The organism is Streptomyces albipurpureus (assembly GCF_023701525.1).
In the GTDB taxonomy this organism is placed as follows: domain Bacteria; phylum Actinomycetota; class Actinomycetes; order Streptomycetales; family Streptomycetaceae; genus Streptomyces; species Streptomyces albipurpureus.
In genome coordinates this window covers 329,479-350,354 of sequence record NZ_JAMQAW010000011.1, presented here as the reverse complement: position 1 = coordinate 350,354, position 20,876 = coordinate 329,479, and the positions used below count along the sequence as shown (strand labels likewise).

The window sequence follows — 20,876 nt, the reverse complement described above, 5'->3', positions numbered from 1 at the left end:
ACGAAGCAGTACGGACTGACCGGCAATTGATTCCACAACTGACATTTTCCACCGCACGATCCAGCCCTCCTCACGTCACGGCTGACACAAGAACCAGCAGGGAAACCCGACCGTGGGGTGCATGGGCGAGTTCTCACCCTTCGGCGATGGCGCGCTCCATGTTCCGCTCGGCGGTGTCCTGCAGAGCTTGGTAGAACTGGTCGACGACAGAGCCGCGGGGAAGCCCTTTTCGGACGAGCTGGGCACGCTTGCTGATGTCGACGTCCTCCGGGTAAGGCTGGCCGGGGCTTCCCCACCGGAATCCGGTGGAGATCGCTGAGTGGAGACGTCCTCCACTGCGGCGCATTAGTTCTTCGGAGAGGCGGGAGGCCGACTTGAGAAGGATAGTTACGAAGTCCACCCGTTCCCACACTATGTCCTTCGGTACTTTCTCCAGCAGCGGTGCGACAGCGTGTGCGAGGTCGCTTTCGCCTCTGAGGTAGGGCTCGAGGAGGAGGCGGAGGACCGGCTCGTCCGCATTGCCCGCCACGGTCCAGAACAGCTCTGGAGCCTGCATTTCGCGACGCCAGGGTTTCTCACGGGGCTCGGCCAGCCAGTCACGCACCGATCGCAGTAGCTTCAGTCGGTCAGGGCTGTCAGCGAAGGGAAGTCGGACGGTCCACTTGAATGGCAGGGAATCAAACCCGGGTTCCTCTTCCCCGTGCTCCACCCGTGCACGCAGGAGCCCGACGGCGGCGGGGGCGTCGGCTTCAGCTATGTGGGAGACGAATTGCTGCACGGAGTAGTCGTTGAGCGTCGGGAGAGTGGTCAACTGGTGCAGGAAGAAGGCGCGGTGGGCGTTTGTGAGGTCTCGCCATGACAGGAGGCCCTCCAACGTGAAGGCCCACCAGAGGCGATGCGGCACGGCACCCGTCTCGCCGAACGGTACGGAGGCGATCAGCTCAAGGGCCATGTCCTTGGACGTCCGCAGCATGGGTACGGCCACGCCAAGGACACCAGCGCGTACCGCCGGGTCGGGGTGGTTCGCGAGAGCCTGGGCGAGTTCCAGCGCGCCCCCCTCCTGGACCTCTGGCTTCATGATGGTCGCCTGGAGAGCTTGGGTCACGGCCAGGACCTCTGCGGGGTTGCCGTCAGCGGCGAGGCGGCGGCAGATGTCCATCGAGTCGGCCAGGTCGGCTTCGAATGCGGCGCGCAGGGCGGTGGGGAGCATGACGCCGACTGTTCCCTCCGCCGACGAACCCAAAAGGTCGAGAAGTGGAGGAATCGTGTCCGGGGCCTTCCTCAGTATCACGTCCAACATGGCGTGGACGCCTTCGGAGTGGCGCGTGAGCAACCTGTGGCCGTCTGTGACCAGTGAGACGAGAAGCCTGGCTGTTTCGTCTGCGGAGTTGAGCTTTAGCTCGTCCGCCGTCTGGTGGTGCAGTGCTTCCCAGTGCTTCGGTGCCTCTTCGAGGCTGTCGGCGTTCCCGGACCGGGGTGCGAGGTCCGTGTCGTAGATTCCGGTGTGGAGCAGAAGGGCCAGTCGGTGCTCAAGAGTGTTCGGCAAGGAGTGAACGACCTTCTGTGCTGCCTCGCGCACGGGGGGCGCGCCGTAGCTGACTGTCCAACTCAGCGAGCGTCGCGTCGCCAGGGCCACCAAGGGCCCCGGCCGAGTTACGGTGACTTGGGTTGCGAGTTCACGGAGGAACCCGACGGTGTGCGACGGAGGTTCTTCGTTCTCATATCGAAGAATCTCTTGAAAAGTTGCAGCGGCAAGGGCTGCTCGTGCATCGTCTTCCGACGCGTATTGGTCGAGCAGGATTCGGGTCGCGCGCTCTCTGACGGGTGCCACCACGTCCGCACGCACCGGATGTCGGCTGAGAGTGAGGGTCCAGGCCTCCATCGTCTGGCCTTCGGCGACATCGGCGAACAGTGGATCGAGCAGTGCGAGCGGCATGCGGTTGGCGACCTTCGGCGGGGTCTCCTCCAGCCACTCCGAAAGCGCGTCGAGCAGGATCTCCTGGTACGCAAGGGGCTTGCCTGGGGTGTATGAGGCAAGGTCGATGAGAATGCGCAGTGGCGCGTTCGGGTGGCGGTCCAGCGGCCGTTCGTCGTCGCGGCCCAGGGACCACAGGAGGTCGTACACGCCGCGCACCTGGTCCAAATCGACCGCTACGGCTGCCAGGACCCGAGGTACCTCACCGAGGACATCCGCATGGCTGAACTGTCCTGGAACCCAGTTGATCTCGCTCGGCCGATCGTCCTGCTCCGTAGGGTTGGCGAGGGCCCACCGGGTCAAGTGGAGGGCCCGCTGCGGCTGGAAGGGGGCGATCTTCACCAGGAGACGCATAAGAGTCGTGCGGGTCCAAGCACCGGCTTGCTTGAACTCGCTCTCTAGTACGGACCAGAGGGGGTCGAGGACATCTCCGCGCCGGGAGCCGGGGCCGCTCCTTTGCCAATCGACGCGGCCGGCGTTGATGAGCGCGTTTGCCAGCGCGTCTCCGCTCGCGTGGTTCCGGACATCACGAAGGTATCCGGTGGAGGAGCCGTCGTGCGGGTCGATGGACGCTTCGGCTAGGAGGGCGTCCCCGAGCAGATCGGGGGAAATTCGCATGGAGGCGCCGCGGCGCACCACGATCCCGGAGTGTTGCAGGGCATCGAGCCGAGGGCGGATCAGGTTGAACTCGACGCCCAGAAGGCCGGAGAGGGCCTCTTGGAAGTGATCAACGCTGGTGACCACAGGCTGCAGGGCCGCCACCGCGTGAAGCAGGGCTCGGTCGTCGGTTGAGCGACCCGGCTGAGACAAGGCCGACTCGACAAGCAGCTCCAGAAGTTGGCGGTGCACATCGGTGTGGTCCTGGATGTCGTTCACAGAGACGCTCCCTCGCCGGATGGCGGCTGCCACGTTCACCAGAAGCAACGGAGAGTCCGCGGCCACATGGGCGACGACGCGAGCGGCGTATTCCTTGCCTTCGCCGAGAACCTCGCCCGCCAGCGCGTATGCTTCCTCAGGTCGGAGAGCGGCCAAGTTCCACCAGGGGATGACGTTTTCGTCGGTCTTGGCGGCCCGGAGGGTCTGCTGGACGAGGTGCCTGCCGTACGGCCGGGCCGAGAGCAGTACGCGAGCGCCGGAGTGTGCTCGGAGCACGCCGCTCACCACCATGGCGAGATCGTCCGAGCGCTCGTGCGCGTCCTCGATGATCACGAGCAGTCCGTTTTCCGCCGGCAGGCGCTCGAACTCCTCCGGAGAGAAGGGCCCAGGCAGCAGCACCCGGGTGATTGCCTTGGAAGAGAGATCACGCTCGCGAGCGAGTTCGCACAACAGTCGGCTTTTGCCCTCGCCGGCGGCACCGGTCAGTACGGCGATCCGGGCCCCCTTGTCCCCGGCGGCGAACGCCCGCATCGCGTCGAGTGTCGTGGCACGGCCGACGAGCTCGAACTCGTGCGAGTGGATAGGACTGGGCACAGAGACCGAGTACGCCTCTTCCACGGTCTGCCAGACGCTGGGCGTCCGAACTCCCAGAAACTCCTCCCGCATGCCCGGGAAGAAGCGGTCGACCAGAGTGAGCGCCTGCTCGGTCGGGAGATTGCCTACCTCGCGGGAGAGGACCCTTGAGTCCCAGAGCAGCCAGTCGCCCAGGTTGTCGCAGGCGTCCGCCACCGGTGTACTAGCTCGTGTGGACAGGTAAAGGACACAGCGGTCGACACGGGCGTTGGCGCGATCGAGTTCCGCCACCGCGTTCGTGAAGGAAGGGAGCCCAAACTTCTCGTACTTCTTGCACTGAATCCCGATCCGTTCGCCCTCGGCCGTGACGACGCGGATGTCGATCCCGTGCTGCTTGTTCCCCTTGATGCCGTATCGAAGGACCACTGCATCGGGATACAAGAGCGAGGCTAAGGCCTCGGAGAACGCCTCAAATTGCTCATCGTTGAGGCGGTTGAAGGGCAACTCGTCCAGGAGGGGACGCCGAGGCGGCGGCGCCGCACCGTCTAGCCCCAGAGCGGCGCGCACACGGTCCAAGCGCTTTCCTTTGGGTGAGGTGTCGCCACGCTCCCAACGGCTGATTGTCTGGTGCCTGACACCGACCCGGCGCGCCAGCTCCGCCTGGTCCCACCCCAGCGCTTCACGTACCGCTCTGATCTCGGCTGCCGCGATCTCACCCATGAGCGAATCCTACGCACCCCCTGCGTAAGATTTATGGCCTTCGGTTCTCGGTCTGCTTCAGTGTTGTTTTGTCCTCAATGCGCGTTGAATCGATCGAGCGAATGCATTGGTTTGAATTGAGGCTAGGGCAGGCTCCCTTCGCGGTCTGCTGTCAGACGGGGCGCAAGGCCACAGTATTCTCGCCCGGAAATTCTTCGACGGCTATGACGCTAGCTGGCATCAGATACTGCGGAACAGGCTTGAGCGTCCTGGTAGTGCAGCCGCGCCTGGCTCGTGTTCGCGGACATCCACTTACCTGTCGAGGAAGTTCCCGCGAGGGTGATCACGCGGCTTCGGCCAGCCTCCGTACCCTCACCGCCTCCGGCAGGGTTCTGTCGTGCTCACCCTTGCCGCAGCGGGGACGGCGGCCCTCGCTCGCTTCTATATCTGACCGATTGTTGCCCGCCATGCTTGGGGACCAGTTGGGGTCCACACGGTATGCGCGGTGGCCCACGGCAGGCCCCCGCCTGCACAAATCCCACCCCAATAAAGTCTGCTATGTCTAGAAAATTTCCTTGACCCTCACTCCTGGGGGTCAAGGGGTCTCAGGTTCAAATCCTGTCGTCCCGACCAGCGTTTTCGCAGGTCGTAGGCGGTATCGGAGAAATCCGGTACCGCCTTTCCGTCGTTCTTGGGGACCGGTTGGGGGTCAGGCGGTCTGGTGGCGCCTCCCGGGGGCGGGCTGGACGGCGTCCCTGAGGGGTGCGCGGGCGGGGTTGAGGTGGGTGCTGTGTGTCTGGCCTGTGCGGCATGGGTGATGGGCGATCCGGTCCGGCGCCCGGGGCTGGTCGCGGGGCTGGTCGCTTCGGTCTCGTGGCGCCGCGGCTGGCCGTGGATCTTTCGCGACGAGTGGGCCTTGTCCGCTCTGGACGCGAAACGGCTGGAACCCCCTCCAGCTGGCGAGAGGTAAATAGGATGATCGGCTGCGAAATACGCGAACCGGACTCCCTTTAGGTGGGGGGCTCGGCGGGCTCTGCGTACGTTCGAGTGGTCTACGGGAAGCCGGGCCCCTGGGAGATGGCGGCACGGCGGGCGCGTCGTTACCTTGACCGCCGTATCCGGTATCGACCTGAATGATGACAAATGAGAAGAATTTGGACAGGAGTCGGAGCGGCGCTCGCGCTCGCTGCCGGCGCGGTCGTCTGGGCCGTCGTGACGCCCTCGGACCCGGCATCGAACGACACCGCCTTCGACAACGTCAACAACGACCGGCTCAAGACCGACGCCCTGCTGGAGTCCGGCCTCTTGCTGGTCCGCTACCAGGACATCCCCAACGCGAAGGCCACCTTCGAACGCGTCCTGACCCTGGACCCGAAGAACAAGTTCGCCTGGTACAACCTCGGCGTCCTCGCCCAGAACGAGGGTCGCCGGGCGGACGCCCGCAAGGCCTACGACGCCGCACTGAAGACCGACTCGTCGTACACCTCGGCGCTCTTCAACAAGGCGCTGCTGCTGAAGACGAGTGACCCCGATGAGGCACTCAGGCTGCTGCGACGGGCCGTCATCGTCGACCCGAAGGCGTCCACCGCCTACTTCCACATCGGCGAGACGCTGGCCGGCAAGGGCCAGGACAAGCAGGCGCGGGAGGCCTACCGCCACGCCGTCGAGCTCAACGCCTCCCTGCGCTCCCAAGTGCCCGAATCCTTCCAGGAATCGGTCGACCGCAGCCCAGCACCCAACGAGGACACCGAAGCCGCCGTGAACTCCGAGACCCCAGACAGGTAGCCGCAGATGACGTCGACCGCGACACCCAAGTTCTCCATCTTCACGCCCAGTCACCGGCCGCGATTCCTGGACGAGTGCCTGGCGACGCTCCAGGCGCAGTCCTGCCGGGACTGGGAGTGGATCGTCCTCCTCAACAACGGCGCCCGGTGGCGGCCCGAGCGACCCGACGAGCGGGTCCGGGTGGAGATCGCCGACGAGATCCGGGGCGTCGGCGCGACCAAGCGCAGGGCCTGCGAACTCGCCCGGGGCGAGATCCTGGTGGAACTCGACCATGACGACCTGCTGGCCCGCGACTGTCTGGCCGAGTTGGAGAAGGCGTTCGACGACAACCCGGACGCCGTCTTCGTGCACAGCAACACCGCCCAGATCACCGAGGACGGCGGGCGGGACGACTCCCGGTTCAACGAGGCGCACGGCTGGCAGTACGAGGAGGTGGTCGTCGACGGCCAGCAGTTGCTGGCCGCCAAGACCATGGCGCCGACGCCGCACAACGTCTCGTACATCTGGTACGCGCCCAACCATGTGCGCGCGTTCCGCAGGGACGCCTACACAAAGGTCGGCGGCTACGACGCCACCCGCTCGGTCCTGGACGACCAGGACCTGATGTGCCGACTGTTCCAGGTGGGCGACTTCCACCACATCGAGCGCTGTCTCTACCTCCAACGCATGCACGCGGAAAACACCCAGCGTGACGCGGAGGTCAACGCTCACATCCAGCGGGAGACCGTCGCCCTCTACGACAAGTACGTCGAGGCCAACGCCCTGGCCTGGAGCCGGCGCCGTGGGCTGCTCGCGCTGGACCTCGGCGCGGCCCACCGGAAGCCCCCGGGCTATCTGGGTGTGGACCAGCACCCGGGCGAGGGCGTGGACATCGTGGCGACGCTGCCCGATCGGCTGGACCTGCCGGACAACTCGGTCGGCCTGATCCGCGCGGTGGACTTCCTGGAGCACGTACCCGCGAAGGTGCCGCTGATCAACGAGCTGTACCGGCTGCTGGCACCCGGCGGGATGCTGCTGACCACGACGCCCAGCTCGGACGGGCGCGGGGCCTACCAGGACCCCACCCATGTCGCGTTCTACAACGAGAACTCCTTCTGGTACTACACGGATGACCAGTACCGGGCGTTCGTCCCCGAGATCGAGGCACGCTTCCAGAGTTCCCGTCTGGTGACGTACTTCCCGACGGAGTGGCACTCCTCGAACAACATCTCCTACGTGGTGGCGAACCTCATCGCCATGAAGGAGGGCGCGACACGCTGCGGCGGACCGCTGCTGGTCTGAGGCAGCACGCCGGCTCGTACCGCGCCCTCACCCTGCCACCAGGGCGAGGGCCGCGGCACGAGCGGCGGCGGCCGGTTCCGCGAACCGGGGAGTCTCCAGAGCCGTCGCCAGTTGGTCCCGCCAGCTCGGCTGACAGCAGACCCCGGTCCGCGCCCATCCGCCATGTCCCAGCACCCCGTACGCCGGTCGGACAGCAGGTCTGGGGAACGCCTTGGAGTCGACGGGCCGGACGCGATCGGGGTCGAGCCCGCTCAGTCGGTACACCTCCCGGGCCAGCCCGTACCAGGTCGTGCTCCCGGCCGCCGTGCCGTGGTAGACGCCCGCCGGGGCCCGTCCGGCCAGCGCGGCACGGCCCAGCGCGGCCACTTGCCGGGCGAGCACCGCCGACCAGGTGGGCTGGCCGTACTGGTCCGCGACCACCTCCACGGTCGCCCTTCGGCGGGCGAGTTCGAGCATCGTCGCCACGAAGTTGTGTCCGCGGGTGCCGTACAGCCAGGCGGTGCGCACGGTGTAGCCGCTGCGCGGGAGCAGTTCGGCCACCATCCGCTCGCCCAGTAGTTTGCCCCGACCGTACGCGTTGAGCGGCCCGGTCGGCGCGTCCTCGGCGTACGGCCGGTCGGCGTCGCCGGGGAGGACGTAGTCGGTGGAGATGTGGAGCAGGACCGCCCCCGTCTCGGCGCAGGCGTCTGCGAGATGCCGTACGCCGGTGCCGTTGACGGCGGTCGCCGCGGCCTCGTCCGCCTCGGCGCCGTCCACATCCGTCCAGGCGGCGCAGTTGACGACCACGCGGTGTGCGGCGACCGCCGCGCGCACGGCCTCCGGGTCGGTGAGGTCCAGCTCGCCGCGGGTCCGCCCGGTCACCGCGGTGCCCGGGGCGGCGACGAGTTCCGCCAGTACGTCCCGGCCGAGCATCCCGCCCGCGCCGGTCACCAGCCACGCCGTGCTCGCGGTCGCTTCCGTCATGCTCGCTCCGACCCGGCCTTGAGCGGCTCCCACCAGGAGCGGTTGCCCCGGTACCAGTCGACCGTGGCCGCGAGGCCCTCCGTGAACGGGACCTCGGGCGCGTAGCCGAGCTGTTCGCGGATCTTGCTGTCGTCCAGCGAGTAGCGCAGGTCGTGGCCCTTGCGGTCGGCCACCCGGGTGACCCGGTCCCAGTCGGCGCCGACGGCGTCGAGGAGCAGTCCGGTGAGCTCGTGGTTGCTGACCTCGGTCCCGCCGCCGATGTGGTAGACCTCGCCGGGTTTACCGCCGTGTAGGGCGAGTTCGATGCCGCGGCAGTGGTCGGATACATGCAGCCAGTCGCGGATATGGCGACCGTCGCCGTAGAGGGGGACGGTTCTCCCGTCGATCAGGCGGGTGATGAACAGCGGGATCACCTTCTCGGGGAACTGGTGGGGCCCGTAGTTGTTGGTGCACCGGGTGACCACGACGTCCAGACCGTGGGTGCGGTGGTAGGCGAGGACGAGGAGGTCGGCCGCGCTCTTGGTCGCGGAGTACGGGGAACTGGGCGCGAGCGGCCACTCCTCGGTCCATGAGCCCTCGCTGATCGAGCCGTACACCTCGTCCGTCGACACCTGCACGAACCGGCCCGCACGGTGGCGCAGCGCCGCGTCCAACAGGACCTGGGTGCCGACGACATTGGTGCGGACGAAGGGCCCGGCGCCCTCGATCGACCGGTCCACATGCGACTCGGCCGCGAAGTGCACGACCGCGTCCTGTCCCGCCATCACCTGGTCGACCACATCGGGATCGCATACGTCGCCGCGAACGAACCGGTACCCGGGATGGTGCGCGACGGACGCGAGGTTCTCCTCGACCCCGGAATAGGTGAGTGCGTCGAGGACGGTGACATGTGCCGCCGGATCGGATCGCAGCCAGCCGCGGACGAATTCCGAACCGATGAACCCGGCTCCGCCGGTCACGAGGAGACGCATGTTTCCCCCTGGTGTGTGGACCGCAGCTGCTGCCGATGGGCGACGCACTGCTGGTAGGTGGGCAACAGGCCCCGCAGCTCGGCCTCCGCCAGTGTGGGTGCCGCGGCGTCCTTGTCGGAGAGGTCGGGGGTGAGACCGTCGGGCCAGTCGATCGCCAACTCCGGATCGAGCGGGTGAATCCCGAACTCCCTGTGCGGCGCGTACCCTTCGGAACAGAGGTAGACCACGATGGAGCCTTCCTCCAGCGCCATGAAGGCGTGGCCGAGGCCCTCCGAGAGATACACCGCCCGATGCTCCCGGTCATCGAGGCGTACCGCCTCCCAGGTGCCGAAGGTCGGGGAGCCGGTGCGGATGTCCACCACGACGTCGAGCACCGCCCCGCTGACGCACGTCACATACTTGGCCTGCCCCGGCGGGACCGCGGCGTAGTGGATGCCCCTCAGGGTGCCGCGCCCGGACCTGGAGCAGTTCGCCTGCTCCAGGGGCAGCTGGTGACCGGTCAGCTCACGGAACCGATCGGCCTTGAACCACTCATGGAAGCGTCCCCTCCGATCCGTGAACACCCGTGGTCTGTCCACCCAGGCGCCTTCGATACCCAGCGGTCTCACCTGTAGCGTTCCTTCCGTCTCCGCCGACTTTCCGTCAGACGGTCGCCACTGACTGCCCCTGCGATCCGCCGTCCCGCGGCGATACGACGGCGCACTGGCCGTCATGGTCCAACAGGTCCAGCAGGTACCGCCCGTATCCACTCGTGAGGAGCGGACGGGCCAGGGTGCGGAGTTGGTCGTCATCGATCAAGCCGACCCGCCAGGCCGCTTCCTCCACACAGCCGATCTTGAGACCTTGGCGCTCTTCGACGACCCGGACGAACTCCGACGCCTGGACCATGGAAGCGAAGGTGCCCGTGTCCAGCCAGGCGGTGCCCCGGTCGAGCCGGGTGACACGGAGTTCGCCGGCCTCCAGATAGGCACGGTTGAGATCGGTGATCTCCAACTCGCCACGTGCGCTGGGCCGCAGCCCACGGGCGATCTCCACGACGCGGTTGTCGTAGAAGTACAGTCCGGGCACGGCGTACCGGGACCTCGGGCGGGCGGGCTTCTCCTCGATCGACAGCGCTCTGCCGTGGTCGTCGAACTCGACCACGCCATAGGCCGAGGGGTTCGCGACCTGGTACGCGAAGACATGGCCGCCGCGCGTGCGGTCGTCCTGTGCCAGCCGGGCGCTCAGCCCCGAGCCATGGAAGATGTTGTCACCGAGGATCAGCACGACGGACTCGTCCCCGATGAAATCGGAACCCAGCAGAAACGCCTGGGCGATTCCTTCCGGACGCTCCTGCGTCGCATAGTCGATGCGCAGACCGAGTTGACTGCCGTCGCCGAGCAGCGAGCGGAACTGTTCCTGGTGTTCCGGGGTCGTGATGACAAGAACCTCACTCACCCTCGCCAGTACCAGAGTGGAGAGCGGGTAATAGACCATCGGCTTGTCGAAAACCGGTAGAAGCTGTTTGGAAACGGAACGGGTCAACGGCCAGAGCCGCGACCCGGTACCGCCGGCCAGCAGAATTCCACGCATGGGTAGTCAGGGGCGCGGTGCCTGTGCAGGCCTGCTTCCCCGTCCCCCTTTCGCTCGCCATGTGTGCTTTTCCCGCATACGGCTTACCGGTGACCTTCCTGACATGGGTTGCACTGCCTTCGGATAGCGGATTTTTCCACGCAGAGAGTACCGGCCGCGTCCTTTCTCAGGCCCTTCTCTCCCAGCGCGTCCCGTCGCGCGCCGATCAGCGGTATTGCGCCCTGCTCGGGCTCCCGCTGTCCCTTGACGATTTAACCATCGGCTTATACGTCGGGTCTCATGCCTGACGTCTGGCCTGGGTAGACGGGCTTCTTCGTTTCCCACCCAAACCATGCGCACGGGCAGTACTCCGTACCCCTGGAGAACGAGGTTCTCGCCGTCATGTTCAGCCCGTTAACTCGGAACGCTTATTCAGCCCGCCGCGTCTCCACCACGAACCGGGACCTACTGCCGGGTACCGCGGTTTCTACCCGGATGGGATTTCCACTCGCAGGATTAGGCCAGCTTTCAGGACGCACCATGAGGGTCACCGTAGAGGAACCATGACGGCCTCCATATTCCGACACGCAACGGGTTGGGTAGCCGCTCGATCCATTACGGATACCGCCGCTTCGGAGCTTGGTGTCTCTATTCGGGTGATGTTTTCCGTCTGCCGTGAGCCGTGTACGCGCCTGGCCTGATGCCTGCTGAAAATGACCTGGTTCATCATTCCCTACGAACGTCGCACAAATGCGTCGTAGGTCAGCAGTTGCCCTCCACGGTAGCTGTGGGCCCTCTGCCTACCTCTCGCCTGGTAGCTAGGACCCGTCTCCACCATTTCTTCGCGAAAGGAATTCTGGTGAACCGTAAAACCATCGGCCGCAACCGGGTGAGAGCCATCACCATGGTTTCGGCGGGTACCTTGGCCGCGGTGCTCAACGTCGCGCCGAGCGCGATGGCCGTCGCCGATGCCGTCGAGCGCTCGGGCAATCAGCACAGCCTGGGCCTGCCAGGGCCGAACGGTGCCATGACGGTGAGTGGACAGAGCCTCGACCCCGGGGGTAACGGTAAGGGTCCGCGAGGACCGCGTGGCCCGCAGGGCCCACAAGGCGCCACTGGCCCGCAGGGCCCCCAGGGTGCCACCGGCGCAAAGGGTGCCACCGGATCGCAGGGCGCTCAGGGTGCCACTGGAGCCCAGGGCGCCAACGGTGCCAATGGCACGAACGGTACGAACGGTGCTCAAGGTGCTCAGGGTGCCAACGGTACGAACGGTGCTCAGGGTGCTCAGGGTGCTCAGGGCGCCAACGGCGCGAATGGCGCTCAGGGAGCTACTGGACCGCAGGGCGCCAACGGCGCCAACGGTGCCAACGGTACGAATGGTGCTCAGGGTGCCACCGGAGCCCAGGGTGCGAATGGCGCCAATGGCACGAACGGTACGAACGGTGCTCAGGGAGCTCAGGGCGCCGACGGTGCAAATGGCGCACAGGGTGCTGCCGGACCTCAGGGTACCCAGGGCGCGAACGGCACTCAGGGTGCGAATGGCGCCAATGGCACGAACGGTACGAACGGTGCTCAGGGAGCTCAGGGCGCCGACGGTGCGAACGGCACTCAGGGGCCTCAGGGTACCCAGGGCGCCAACGGTACTAACGGCACAAATGGCGCTCAGGGTGCTCAGGGCGCCGACGGTGCGAACGGCACTCAGGGGCCTCAGGGTACCCAGGGCGCCAATGGCACGAACGGTACGAACGGTGCACAGGGAGCTCAGGGCGCCGACGGTACTAACGGTGCGCAGGGTGCTGCCGGACCTCAGGGTACGCAGGGCGCGAACGGTACGCAGGGACCCCAGGGCACTCAGGGTGCCAATGGGACTAACGGCACGAACGGCACGCAGGGAGCCCAGGGCACCCAAGGCGTACAGGGACCGCAGGGTCCGGCGACGCTGAGCACCTATGTCATCAGGGGGCCCCAGGCCACCCCGGTGCTCATCGGTGTGGGCGTGACGTCAACGGCCAACTGCCTGGCCGGTGATGTGGCCACCGGCGGCGGCTATGACACCTTCGGGCTCCTCAGCGCGATCAACGTCATCGAGAACGCGCCGATTCCCAAGGCTGCCGGCACTCAGGCCGGGCCGGCTACCGGATGGCAGACCCAGGCCTCCGTCACCTTGCTCGGCGGCGGGTTCCAGTCCTATGTGGTCTGTGTGGACCAGTAGTCCGGAACGGTACGCGTCGGTCTGAGGCACCGGCTCGCCGTCGGTGAGCGGACGGGTACGGACGTGCCGACCAGTGTGGTGGAGCCGCCCTCGGCGGCTCCACCACACCAGCCGTCGTGGCTGGTGCGGTGTTGTGAACCTACAAGCTGTTGTGAACCGTACAAGCGGCTGCCGACGCCCCAGGCGTACACCCGCGCCGCCGACGCACCGACCCACCGACGCACCGACCCACCGGCACACCGACGCGCGGGGCTCCCGCCGGGCCGGGGCCGGTGGTGAGCGGCGCGATGCCGTCGACGCCGTCGGCTGTGACGCCGCGTCCGCGGCCGGTGTGCGAGACCCGGGGTGGCGGGCCCGGGCAGGTGTGCGACGGAAAGCCAACCGGCACACCGGGTGCCGTCCGAAGGCCCTCCCGTACGCGCCTACCTTCCCGTACGTGCCTCATGGACCGCCGGTGTCCCGCCGAGCGTCTCGCGCAGCAGCACCGCCTCCTGGTCGAGGTGGTGTAGCAGCGCCTGTAGGGCGGGGGTGCGTGTGCGGTGGGCCGCCTCGGTGGTGCCCACCGTGCGTCCCACCGAGGGAAGCTCGACCGGCAGCGCGGCGAGGTGCTCGTCTTCGCGCAGCACCAGTTCGGGCAGGAGCGCCACCATGTCCGTCTGGAGGAGCAGCGCCCGCATGGTGAGGATGGACGTGCACTCGACGCGGTCCGCGGGCAGCGTGAGGCCCCGGTCCACGAAGAGGGCACCGAGTTCCTGGCGCAGTGCGGTCTGCTCGACCGGCAGGATCCAGGGGAACCCGAGAGCGTCCGTCAGGGTGACGCCCGTGTTGTCGAGGAGCGGGTGGCCGGAGCGGACGGCGAGCCGGATGGGCTCCCGGTACAGCATCCGCTGGCGCTGCCCGTCCCCTTCCGAGGGGGCCGACCCCATCCGGCCGACGATGACGTCCAACTCGCCCGCCAGCAGTGCCGGGTGCAGGACGTCCGGGGTTCCCTCCCGTACCACCACCGTCAGCCGGGGCCGTTCCCGTTTGAGCCCGGCGACCGCCCGGGGGAGCAGCACGTTCGCGCCGGCCAGCAGCGTTCCCACGGTCACGGTGCCGTCCTGTCCCTGCCGCAGTCCGGTGAGGTGGTCCCCGGCCCGGCGTACCTCGGCGACCACCGCGCGGGCGTGTTCCGCCAGCGCTTCGCCGTAGACGGTGGGCCGCATGCCACGCGGTACGCGGACGAAGAGCGGCAGGTCGGCTATGGCCTCCAGTTCGTGGAGGGTCCGGGTCGCCGCGGGCTGGGTGAGGTGCAGCGATTCCGCCGCCCGTACGACGCTCCCGTGCTTGTACACCGCGATGAGCAGGGTCAGGTGCCGGAACTTGAGCCGGCCGTCCAGGAGGTCCAACGCAGTGGGCTCTTTCCGGTAGTCGGGCGGCCCGGGCCCGCGCGGGAGAGCGATATACCCGGATCGCTATATCTCTCACGCTAATCGGCATTGGATCGGCATAGCTGGGTGGCGCACTATACCGGCACGCCCGGGGGCGAGTTTCGGACATCCCCGGCCCAGCAACGGAGGTCTGCAAGGTGAGTCCACCCGTGCGGCATTACGTAGGACGCGGGTTCGACGCGTCCGGCGTGCCGTTCCCGTTCGTCCACCCGGTCAACGGGCGCGTCGTCGGCGAGGTACCGGAAGCGCCCCGGAAGGTGGTCGACCGGGCGGTGCGCGCGGCCGGTGGGGCAGTGTGCCACAGTCTCGACACCCGCGACCTGCTGGTCGAGGCGGAACGGCGGCGGTTGGTCGGCGGGCGGGAAGACCTGCTCACGGCCATTGCGCTCGATCCAGCCCGGGACGGCGACGCCGGACCCACCCCCTCACCTGACGACGGAGACACCCCATGCTGACCCAACGCGCCGCCGCGCTGGACGCCGCCGACCCGCTTGCCCGCATTCGCTCACGTTTCCTCCTCCCCGAGGGGGTCGTGTACCTCGACGGCAACTCCCTGGGTGCCCTACCCTCCGCCGTTCCCGCGGCCGTCGAGGACGCCGTGCACCGCCAGTGGGGAACCGACCTGATCCGTTCCTGGAACGGCAACGGCTGGTGGGAGGCGCCGACCCGGACGGGCGACGCCGTCGGGCGGCTGATCGGCGCCGCCCCCGGTCAGGTGGTGGTCGGGGAATCCACCAGCGTCCAGTTGTTCAACACACTGCTCGCCGCCGCCCGGATGCGCCCCGGGCGCCGACTGCTGCTGACCGATCCCGACCACTTCCCCACCGACCAGTACATCGCCGACTCGGTGGGCCGCCTCCTCGGACTCGACGTCCGCCGGGTACCGGCGCGGGAGGCCGCAGCGGTGCTGGCCGCCGAGGCCGGGAACGTCGCCGTCGCCGCCTACGCCCCGGTCGACTACCGCACCGGCGAGCTGTACGACATGGCCGCGCTCACCGCCGCCGCGCACACCGCCGGGGCCCTGATGCACTGGGACCTGTGCCATGCGGCGGGCACCCTGGCCGTCGAGCTCGACGCCGTGGAGGCGGACTTCGCGGTCGGCTGCGGCTACAAGTACCTGTCCGGAGGCCCGGGGGCACCGGCGTTCGCCTACGTCGCCCGCCGGCACCAGCCGGACTTCGACCAGCCCCTCACCGGCTGGCACGGGCACGCGGAGCCCTTCGCGATGTCCGGCACCTACACCCCGGGGGCCGGCATCAGCCGGGCCCGGATCAGCACCCCGCCACTGCTGTCGCTGATCGCCCTGGAGGCCGCGCTGACGGCCTTCGACGGGGTGGAGATGACGGCCGTACGTGACAAGAGCCTGTCCTTGACCGGGTTCTTCCAGGAGTGCGCCGACACGCTCCTCGACGGGCTCGGCTTCACCATGGCCACCCCGCGCGACCCGGCCCACCGTGGCAGCCAGGTCTCCCTGCGCCACGCGGAGGCGTACCCGCTCATCGCCGCGCTCACCGCCCGCGGTGTGATCGGCGATATGCGCGCCCCTGACCTGCTCCGCTTCGGATTCAACGCCCTGTACGTCACGCACGCCGACGTCCTGCACGCCGTGCGGGAGCTACACACCGTCGTGACCAGCGATGAGCACCGGGCCCCCGAGTTCCAGCAGCGCCCCACCGTCACCTGATCCGGCCCCACCCTCGCCCGCCACAGGGCCCAGGTCCACACCGCGCACGTCCCCTGCCTTCCTTCTCCGAAAAGGACCGTCAGATGCGTCCCCTCCGCAGAAACGCCGCCCTTGCCGCGGTGGTCGCGGCCGCCACCACGGCCACCCTCCTCGCTCCCGGTGTGTCCGGCGCGAACACCGGCGCGGCCACGGCCGCCCCTGCCGCGGCCACCGCCGCCACCGACCCGAATCTCCTTGACGTGTGCGCCGACCGCCGTCCCGCGCAGGCCGACCCCGGCTCGTACGGCATGCAGTTGGACGGCAGCTTCCGGCACCCCGCGCTCACTCCGGTCGACGAGGGGTCCAACCACCCCTTCCCGGGCCTCAACGAGAAGTACGACACCCGCTCGTACATCAAGAACATGAAGGTCGAGGCCGCCTACGAAGGCGCCGGCTTCACCCCTGACTACTTCCACAGCTGGCAGAACATCGTCGACTTCGACGGCCGCCGCTACCTCTTCCAGTACGGCCGCTCCGAGGGCCGCGTCTACGACATCACCAACGTCAAGAAGGTGAAGGTGGTCGAGAAGCTGAGCCGCGGGGACGTGGGCGGCGACGAGACCCGGGCGAACGGCGACTGGGCGGCGCACGACTACTGGGGCGCCTCCACCATCCAGTGGAACAAGAAGCTGAACGCGTACGTCATGGTCCAGAGCTTCGAGAGCAAGCGCCAGATCTCGGAACTCTCCGACCAGCCCCCCGGGGACAAGTACAACAACCCCGAGGGCGTGCGGAAGGTGCGTGCCAAGCCGGGGCTCAAGGGCTTCAAGGTGTACCGCCTGGACGGCCCGCGCAAGAAGGACTGGAAGCTGCTGACGACGGTCTCCACCGACTCCACCCAGGCCAACCCCCTGAACAGCGACCCGGCCAAAGCACAGCAGGGCTCCGGCTCGATCGACGTGCCGTACTGGACCGGCGAGAAGTACATGTTCATCGCCACCGCGCCGAACGACACCTACTCCGGAACCGAGTATCCGACCAATCTGCACTCGGCCGGATACCAGTCCTGGGACATGTCCGACCCGGCCCGCCCCAAGCTCCTCGACACCTGGCACCTGCCGGGCCAGCGGACCGGCGAGGACGCCGCGTACCGGAGCAACCCGCGCTGCGGGAACCGAACCAGCTGGATGGGCGCCCGGATGCCGCTCTTCCTGCCCAAGCCCGTGGAGAAGGGCGGGCGTTACGCCTTCGCGGCCATGGGCGGCTACGGCCTGACGGTGCTGGACGTCTCCAACCCGTCGAACATGAGGACCGTGAGCCATCTGGACCTGCCGGCCTCGGTCGCGGGCACCGAGGGCGACAACATCGATGTCTCCCAGTACGAGAAGACCGGAATGATCTACTACTCCGGCTACCCGCTCACCGAGGACTGCTACGAGCCGTACAAGGACGTCTACCAGATCGACGCCCGGGACCCGAAGAAGCCCCGCGTCGTCGGCGTCCTCCCCCGCCCGACCCCGCCCAAGGCCGCCGGCATCACCGACTTCTGCCAGCGCCGCGGCAGCTTCGGCCCCAAGCGCACCGGCTACTACACCAACCCGGGCCAGCACACCCCCGGTGTCCTGAGCTACGGCTTCTACAACGCGGGAGTTCAGTTCTTCGACGTCTCCAAACCCGCGTCGCCGGAGATCTCCGCCTACTTTGTCCCGAAGGCGTACGGCGCCGAGACCGCCGAGTACGCGTACGGCAACCAGACCCACGGTGTCTACGTGGAGTGGGATCGCAACATCGCCTGGACGCTGACCAACCACGGCATCTACGCACTGTCCTCGCCGAAGGTCCTGGGCAAGCCCGACCTGGACGCACCGGCGAAGCCGTTCCGCAACAGCGAGTTCTGAGCCGCCGGACCTCTCCCACTCCCATCCCCGCAACCTTCCAGAAGGGCACCGCCGCCATGGCCGCACCCAGCGACTCCGCACCGCCCGCCCCGGCCTCATCCGACGCCGAAGGCACCAGACCGGCACCCGCCGGTGAGGGACTGGTCCGTTCCCTCACCCACCGGCAGACCACCATGATCGGGCTGGGCTCCGCGCTCGGTACCGGCCTCTTCCTCGGCTCCGGCTCCGCGATATCCGTCGCAGGGCCCGCCGTGATCGTCGCTTACGCGATCGGTGCGGTACTGGTCGCCATCATCGCCGTCCTGCTCGGTGAGATGTCCGCCGCCCACCCGGTCCAGGGATCGTTCGGCACCATCGCGCAGCGCTACCTCGGCCCGATGGCCGGGTTCCTCAGCCGGTATCTGTACTGGTTCAGCGCGGTCGTGGTCATCGGGACGGAGGTCGTCGCCTCCGCGCTCTACATCCGCTGGTGGTGGCCCGAAGTGCCGATGACGGTGGCGATCCTGGCGGTCGCCGCGATCGTCCTCGCGGTCAACGTCATCAGTGTGAAGTCCTTCGGCACCACCGAGTTCTGGCTCTCCACCGTCAAGGTGGTGGCGCTGTGCGTGTTCATCCTGTGCGCCGCCCTGCTGGTCTTCTTCGGGCTGCCCGACACGGAGGCCACCGGCTTCGCCAACCTCTCCGACGACGGCGGTTTCCTTCCGCACGGAGCGAGTTCGATCTGGCTGGCCATGTCCGTGGTGATGTTCGCGTACGCCGGTTTCGAGGTCGTCGCCATCGCCTCCGCGGAGGCGATCGACCCGCAGCGCACCATCCGCACCGCGATGCGCCAGTTGGCCTGGCGACTGAGCTTCTTCTACCTCTTCGCCATCACCCTGGTCCTCGCGCTGATCCCGTGGCGCAAGATGGCGGACAGCGACGGAAGCGTCGAGACAAGCCCCTTCGTGCAGGTCTTCTCGGAGATCGGTGTGCCCGCCGCGGCGACCATCACCAACGCGGTCGTCCTCATCGCCGCCATGTCCGCCGCCAACGCCCACCTGTACGGCGCCTCCCGGCTGCTGCACTCGCTCGGCGGCGACGGACTGGCCCCGGCGCCGATGGCCAAGCTCAACAAGCGCGGCGTCCCGGTCGTCGCCCTGGCCGCGTCGAGTCTGGGTATCGCAGCCGCCGCGCTGCTGGCCTTCTACGACGTCAGCGGCCTCTTCGGCATCCTGATGTCGATCGCCCTCTTCGCGGTCCTGCTGGTGTGGCTGCTGATCCTCGTGTCGTACATCGCCTTCCAGCGCTACCGGACGGCACACCCCGAGGAGTTCACCGGGTTCAGCGTCCCGGCAGGTGGGAAGCTGGCGATCGTGGCCCTGATCGGGGTGCTCGCCGTCGCCGCCACCGCGGTGGAGGTCCCCGACATGCGCCAGGCGGCGGGCATCGGCCTCGCCTTCACCGTCGTCCTTGTCGCCTGCTACGGCCTGACCACCCTGCGCCGGGCACGTCAGAAGTAGCGGCCGCCCGGTGAGCGGCTCCGCCCCGCACACCTGAGACACCGGACGCCGTTGGGCGCCGCTGCTGAGCAGCGGCGNNNNTGCTGAGCAGCGGCGCCCAACGGCACGTTCGGGTCCATCGCCCACCACCGCGCCCAAGGGTCGCCGGGCGGGGGCGACTCCACACCCCACCTGGGGGCGAGGACGTCCTGGAGGCCTGTGCCGAGGCCGACCGCGTTGCTGCGGCTGGCGGCAACCGGCACGGCAACCGGCACGGCAACCGGCACGGCCTGCGGCCGCTGCCCGCTACGGCCAGGGCGGGCAAGGGGACAGGGGTCCTGGCGACGGTGCGAGGGGGGAGCCTCTGGCCCGCGGGGCGTCGGCAGGGGCGTGCGGACGTATACAAGAGGCGCGCGATATCCGTAACGCTCCCTGTTCTGACGCGTGGTCCAGTGGTGAATGGCCGAGTATTTTCGAAACAATGGCGCGGCACTCTAGTGCGCCCACAGGAATATCGTGCGTAGAGGGCCATCGGATTTACCGAACTGATAGAGCATTCAAAGGGCGCCGGACGGTAAACGCTCCCTTGGTAACGTCGACACCATGGAGTTGCGGACTCTTGAATACTTCGTCGCGGTTGCGGAGGAGGGGTCTTTCACCAGGGCTGCCGCGCGCTGCCACGTCGTCCAACCCGCGATCAGTCAGCAGATCCTGGGCCTGGAAAAGGAACTCGGCGAGCCGTTGTTCGAGCGTCTGCACAGACGCGTCGTACTCACCCGTGGCGGCGTGGCCCTGCTGCCGCACGCCCGGGCATGTCTGGCGGCGGCCGCGGCAGCCGCAGTGGAGTTCGCCGATCGCGCCGGTCTCCTGGGCGGCTCCCTCGCGCTCGGTACCGTCGGCGGGCTCGAAGGCACCTGTGTTCCGGGTCTGCTGGGGGAGTACTACCGTCGCCACCCGGGTGTAACGGTGAACCTCGTCGGAGCGTCGAGCCCCTCGTTGCTGACGGGTGTTCGCAACGGGACCCTGGACGCGGCGGTCATGGCGGCGCCCAAGGAGGATCTGTCCAAGATCATTGGGACCCGTGTGCTCCAGCGGGACCGGATCGTCGCGGTCCTGCCCGCCGGGGCCAGGGCGGCGGACCAGCCGTTGACCCTCGATGAGGTCTCCAAGGAGCCCATCATCACCTACAGTTCGGACAGCGGGGTGCACGGATTCATCAGTGAGGCCTTCGCCGAGAACGGACTGGCCTTCAACGTCACTTATGCGACGAACAGTGTTCCTTTGCAGTTGGCGTTGGTGGCGGAGAATGTCGGCATCGGCCTGGCTCCGTCTTCCAGTCCCGCACTGTCGGCCAACCGGCGGACCATAGTGGTTCCCTTGGTTCCCGCCATCTCTTTCCAGAAGGTATTCGCCTGGCGCTTGGACCGACGGTTGGGCGCGCCTTTGCGGGCATTCCTTGAGATGTGGACAGAGCTGGCCGAATTCATGAGCGAGCCCTACGGTGATGTGCCCTGAAGGTGA

General features: G+C 67.8%; 14 protein-coding genes. 8 read left to right on the top strand and 6 right to left on the bottom strand.

Features of this window, described 5'->3' with window-relative positions; genetic code table 11:
• Nucleotides 1-133: 133 nt before the first annotated feature.
• Nucleotides 134-4,144 carry a helix-turn-helix domain-containing protein gene (locus tag NBG84_RS15690; protein WP_250920049.1) on the bottom strand — a complete coding sequence of 1,337 codons (4,011 nt, stop codon included), beginning with the start codon at nucleotides 4,142-4,144 and terminating at the stop codon, nucleotides 134-136.
• Nucleotides 4,145-5,266: 1,122 nt separating this feature from the next.
• Here NBG84_RS15690 and NBG84_RS15685 point away from each other — a divergent pair.
• Nucleotides 5,267-5,908 (top strand): tetratricopeptide repeat protein, encoded by a 642-nt coding sequence (locus tag NBG84_RS15685; protein WP_250920048.1) that lies wholly within the window; start codon nucleotides 5,267-5,269, stop codon nucleotides 5,906-5,908.
• Nucleotides 5,909-5,914: 6 nt separating this feature from the next.
• A complete protein-coding gene (locus NBG84_RS15680; protein WP_250920047.1) occupies nucleotides 5,915-7,189 on the top strand; it encodes a glycosyltransferase in 1,275 nt (424 codons plus the stop codon).
• A gap of 27 nt (nucleotides 7,190-7,216) precedes the next feature.
• On the opposite strand, the gene rfbD is transcribed toward NBG84_RS15680, so the two are convergent.
• Genes rfbD through rfbA form a run of 4 tightly spaced genes read right to left on the bottom strand, consistent with a single transcriptional unit; the run spans nucleotide 7,217 to nucleotide 10,695 of the window.
• Nucleotides 7,217-8,152, bottom strand: a complete 936-nt coding sequence (rfbD, locus tag NBG84_RS15675; protein WP_250920046.1) for a dTDP-4-dehydrorhamnose reductase — start codon at nucleotides 8,150-8,152, stop codon at nucleotides 7,217-7,219.
• Nucleotides 8,149-9,123, bottom strand: a complete 975-nt coding sequence (gene rfbB / locus NBG84_RS15670) for a dTDP-glucose 4,6-dehydratase (RefSeq protein WP_250920045.1) — start codon at nucleotides 9,121-9,123, stop codon at nucleotides 8,149-8,151. Before rfbB ends, rfbD begins: the two co-directional genes overlap by 4 nt.
• On the bottom strand, nucleotides 9,108-9,731 hold the full coding sequence (locus tag NBG84_RS15665) for a dTDP-4-dehydrorhamnose 3,5-epimerase family protein (RefSeq protein WP_250920044.1): 624 nt from the start codon (nucleotides 9,729-9,731) through the stop codon (nucleotides 9,108-9,110). The genes rfbB and NBG84_RS15665 overlap by 16 nt, the downstream gene beginning before the upstream one ends.
• Before the next feature lie 34 nt (nucleotides 9,732-9,765).
• Entirely contained in the window at nucleotides 9,766-10,695 is a 930-nt protein-coding gene (gene rfbA / locus NBG84_RS15660) for a glucose-1-phosphate thymidylyltransferase RfbA (protein ID WP_250920043.1), read from the bottom strand.
• Nucleotides 10,696-12,670: 1,975 nt separating this feature from the next.
• On the opposite strand from rfbA, the gene NBG84_RS15655 reads away from it, so the two are divergent.
• A complete protein-coding gene (locus tag NBG84_RS15655; RefSeq protein ID WP_229869182.1) occupies nucleotides 12,671-12,886 on the top strand; it encodes a hypothetical protein in 216 nt (71 codons plus the stop codon).
• 422 nt (nucleotides 12,887-13,308) lie between these two features.
• Here the strand turns inward: NBG84_RS15655 and NBG84_RS15650 are convergent, their stop codons facing one another.
• On the bottom strand, nucleotides 13,309-14,274 hold the full coding sequence (locus NBG84_RS15650; protein WP_250920042.1) for a LysR substrate-binding domain-containing protein: 966 nt from the start codon (nucleotides 14,272-14,274) through the stop codon (nucleotides 13,309-13,311).
• A gap of 191 nt (nucleotides 14,275-14,465) precedes the next feature.
• Between NBG84_RS15650 and NBG84_RS41115 the strand changes: the two genes are divergently transcribed.
• The 5 genes from NBG84_RS41115 (at nucleotide 14,466) to NBG84_RS15625 (ending at nucleotide 20,870) form a co-directional block, all read left to right on the top strand.
• Complete coding sequence (locus NBG84_RS41115; RefSeq protein WP_308312068.1) at nucleotides 14,466-14,771, top strand: hypothetical protein; 306 nt, start codon at nucleotides 14,466-14,468, stop codon at nucleotides 14,769-14,771.
• The gene (gene kynU, locus NBG84_RS15640) at nucleotides 14,765-16,000 is read left to right on the top strand and encodes a kynureninase (protein WP_250920041.1); all 1,236 of its coding nucleotides are present in this window, start codon (nucleotides 14,765-14,767) and stop codon (nucleotides 15,998-16,000) included. Before NBG84_RS41115 ends, kynU begins: the two co-directional genes overlap by 7 nt.
• A gap of 83 nt (nucleotides 16,001-16,083) precedes the next feature.
• Entirely contained in the window at nucleotides 16,084-17,877 is a 1,794-nt protein-coding gene (locus NBG84_RS15635; RefSeq protein WP_250920040.1) for an LVIVD repeat-containing protein, read from the top strand.
• A 56-nt stretch (nucleotides 17,878-17,933) separates the two neighbouring features.
• Nucleotides 17,934-19,376 carry an amino acid permease gene (locus tag NBG84_RS15630; RefSeq protein ID WP_250920039.1) on the top strand — a complete coding sequence of 481 codons (1,443 nt, stop codon included), beginning with the start codon at nucleotides 17,934-17,936 and terminating at the stop codon, nucleotides 19,374-19,376.
• Nucleotides 19,377-19,958: 582 nt separating this feature from the next.
• Nucleotides 19,959-20,870, top strand: coding sequence for a LysR family transcriptional regulator (locus tag NBG84_RS15625; protein ID WP_250920038.1), 912 nt, complete (start codon nucleotides 19,959-19,961; stop codon nucleotides 20,868-20,870).
• The last annotated feature ends 6 nt before the right edge of the window (nucleotides 20,871-20,876 follow it).

What these genes read in the sequence shown, in the direction of transcription:
- NBG84_RS15690 (WP_250920049.1), bottom strand. Translation starts at nt 4,144, where the DNA reads ATGGGTGAGATCGCGGCAGCCGAGATCAGAGCGGTACGTGAAGCGCTG.
- NBG84_RS15685 (WP_250920048.1), top strand. Translation starts at nt 5,267, where the DNA reads ATGAGAAGAATTTGGACAGGAGTCGGAGCGGCGCTCGCGCTCGCTGCC.
- NBG84_RS15680 (WP_250920047.1), top strand. Translation starts at nt 5,915, where the DNA reads ATGACGTCGACCGCGACACCCAAGTTCTCCATCTTCACGCCCAGTCAC.
- rfbD (WP_250920046.1), bottom strand. Translation starts at nt 8,152, where the DNA reads ATGACGGAAGCGACCGCGAGCACGGCGTGGCTGGTGACCGGCGCGGGC.
- rfbB (WP_250920045.1), bottom strand. Translation starts at nt 9,123, where the DNA reads ATGCGTCTCCTCGTGACCGGCGGAGCCGGGTTCATCGGTTCGGAATTC.
- rfbA (WP_250920043.1), bottom strand. Translation starts at nt 10,695, where the DNA reads ATGCGTGGAATTCTGCTGGCCGGCGGTACCGGGTCGCGGCTCTGGCCG.
- kynU (WP_250920041.1), top strand. Translation starts at nt 14,765, where the DNA reads ATGCTGACCCAACGCGCCGCCGCGCTGGACGCCGCCGACCCGCTTGCC.
- NBG84_RS15635 (WP_250920040.1), top strand. Translation starts at nt 16,084, where the DNA reads ATGCGTCCCCTCCGCAGAAACGCCGCCCTTGCCGCGGTGGTCGCGGCC.
- NBG84_RS15630 (WP_250920039.1), top strand. Translation starts at nt 17,934, where the DNA reads ATGGCCGCACCCAGCGACTCCGCACCGCCCGCCCCGGCCTCATCCGAC.
- NBG84_RS15625 (WP_250920038.1), top strand. Translation starts at nt 19,959, where the DNA reads ATGGAGTTGCGGACTCTTGAATACTTCGTCGCGGTTGCGGAGGAGGGG.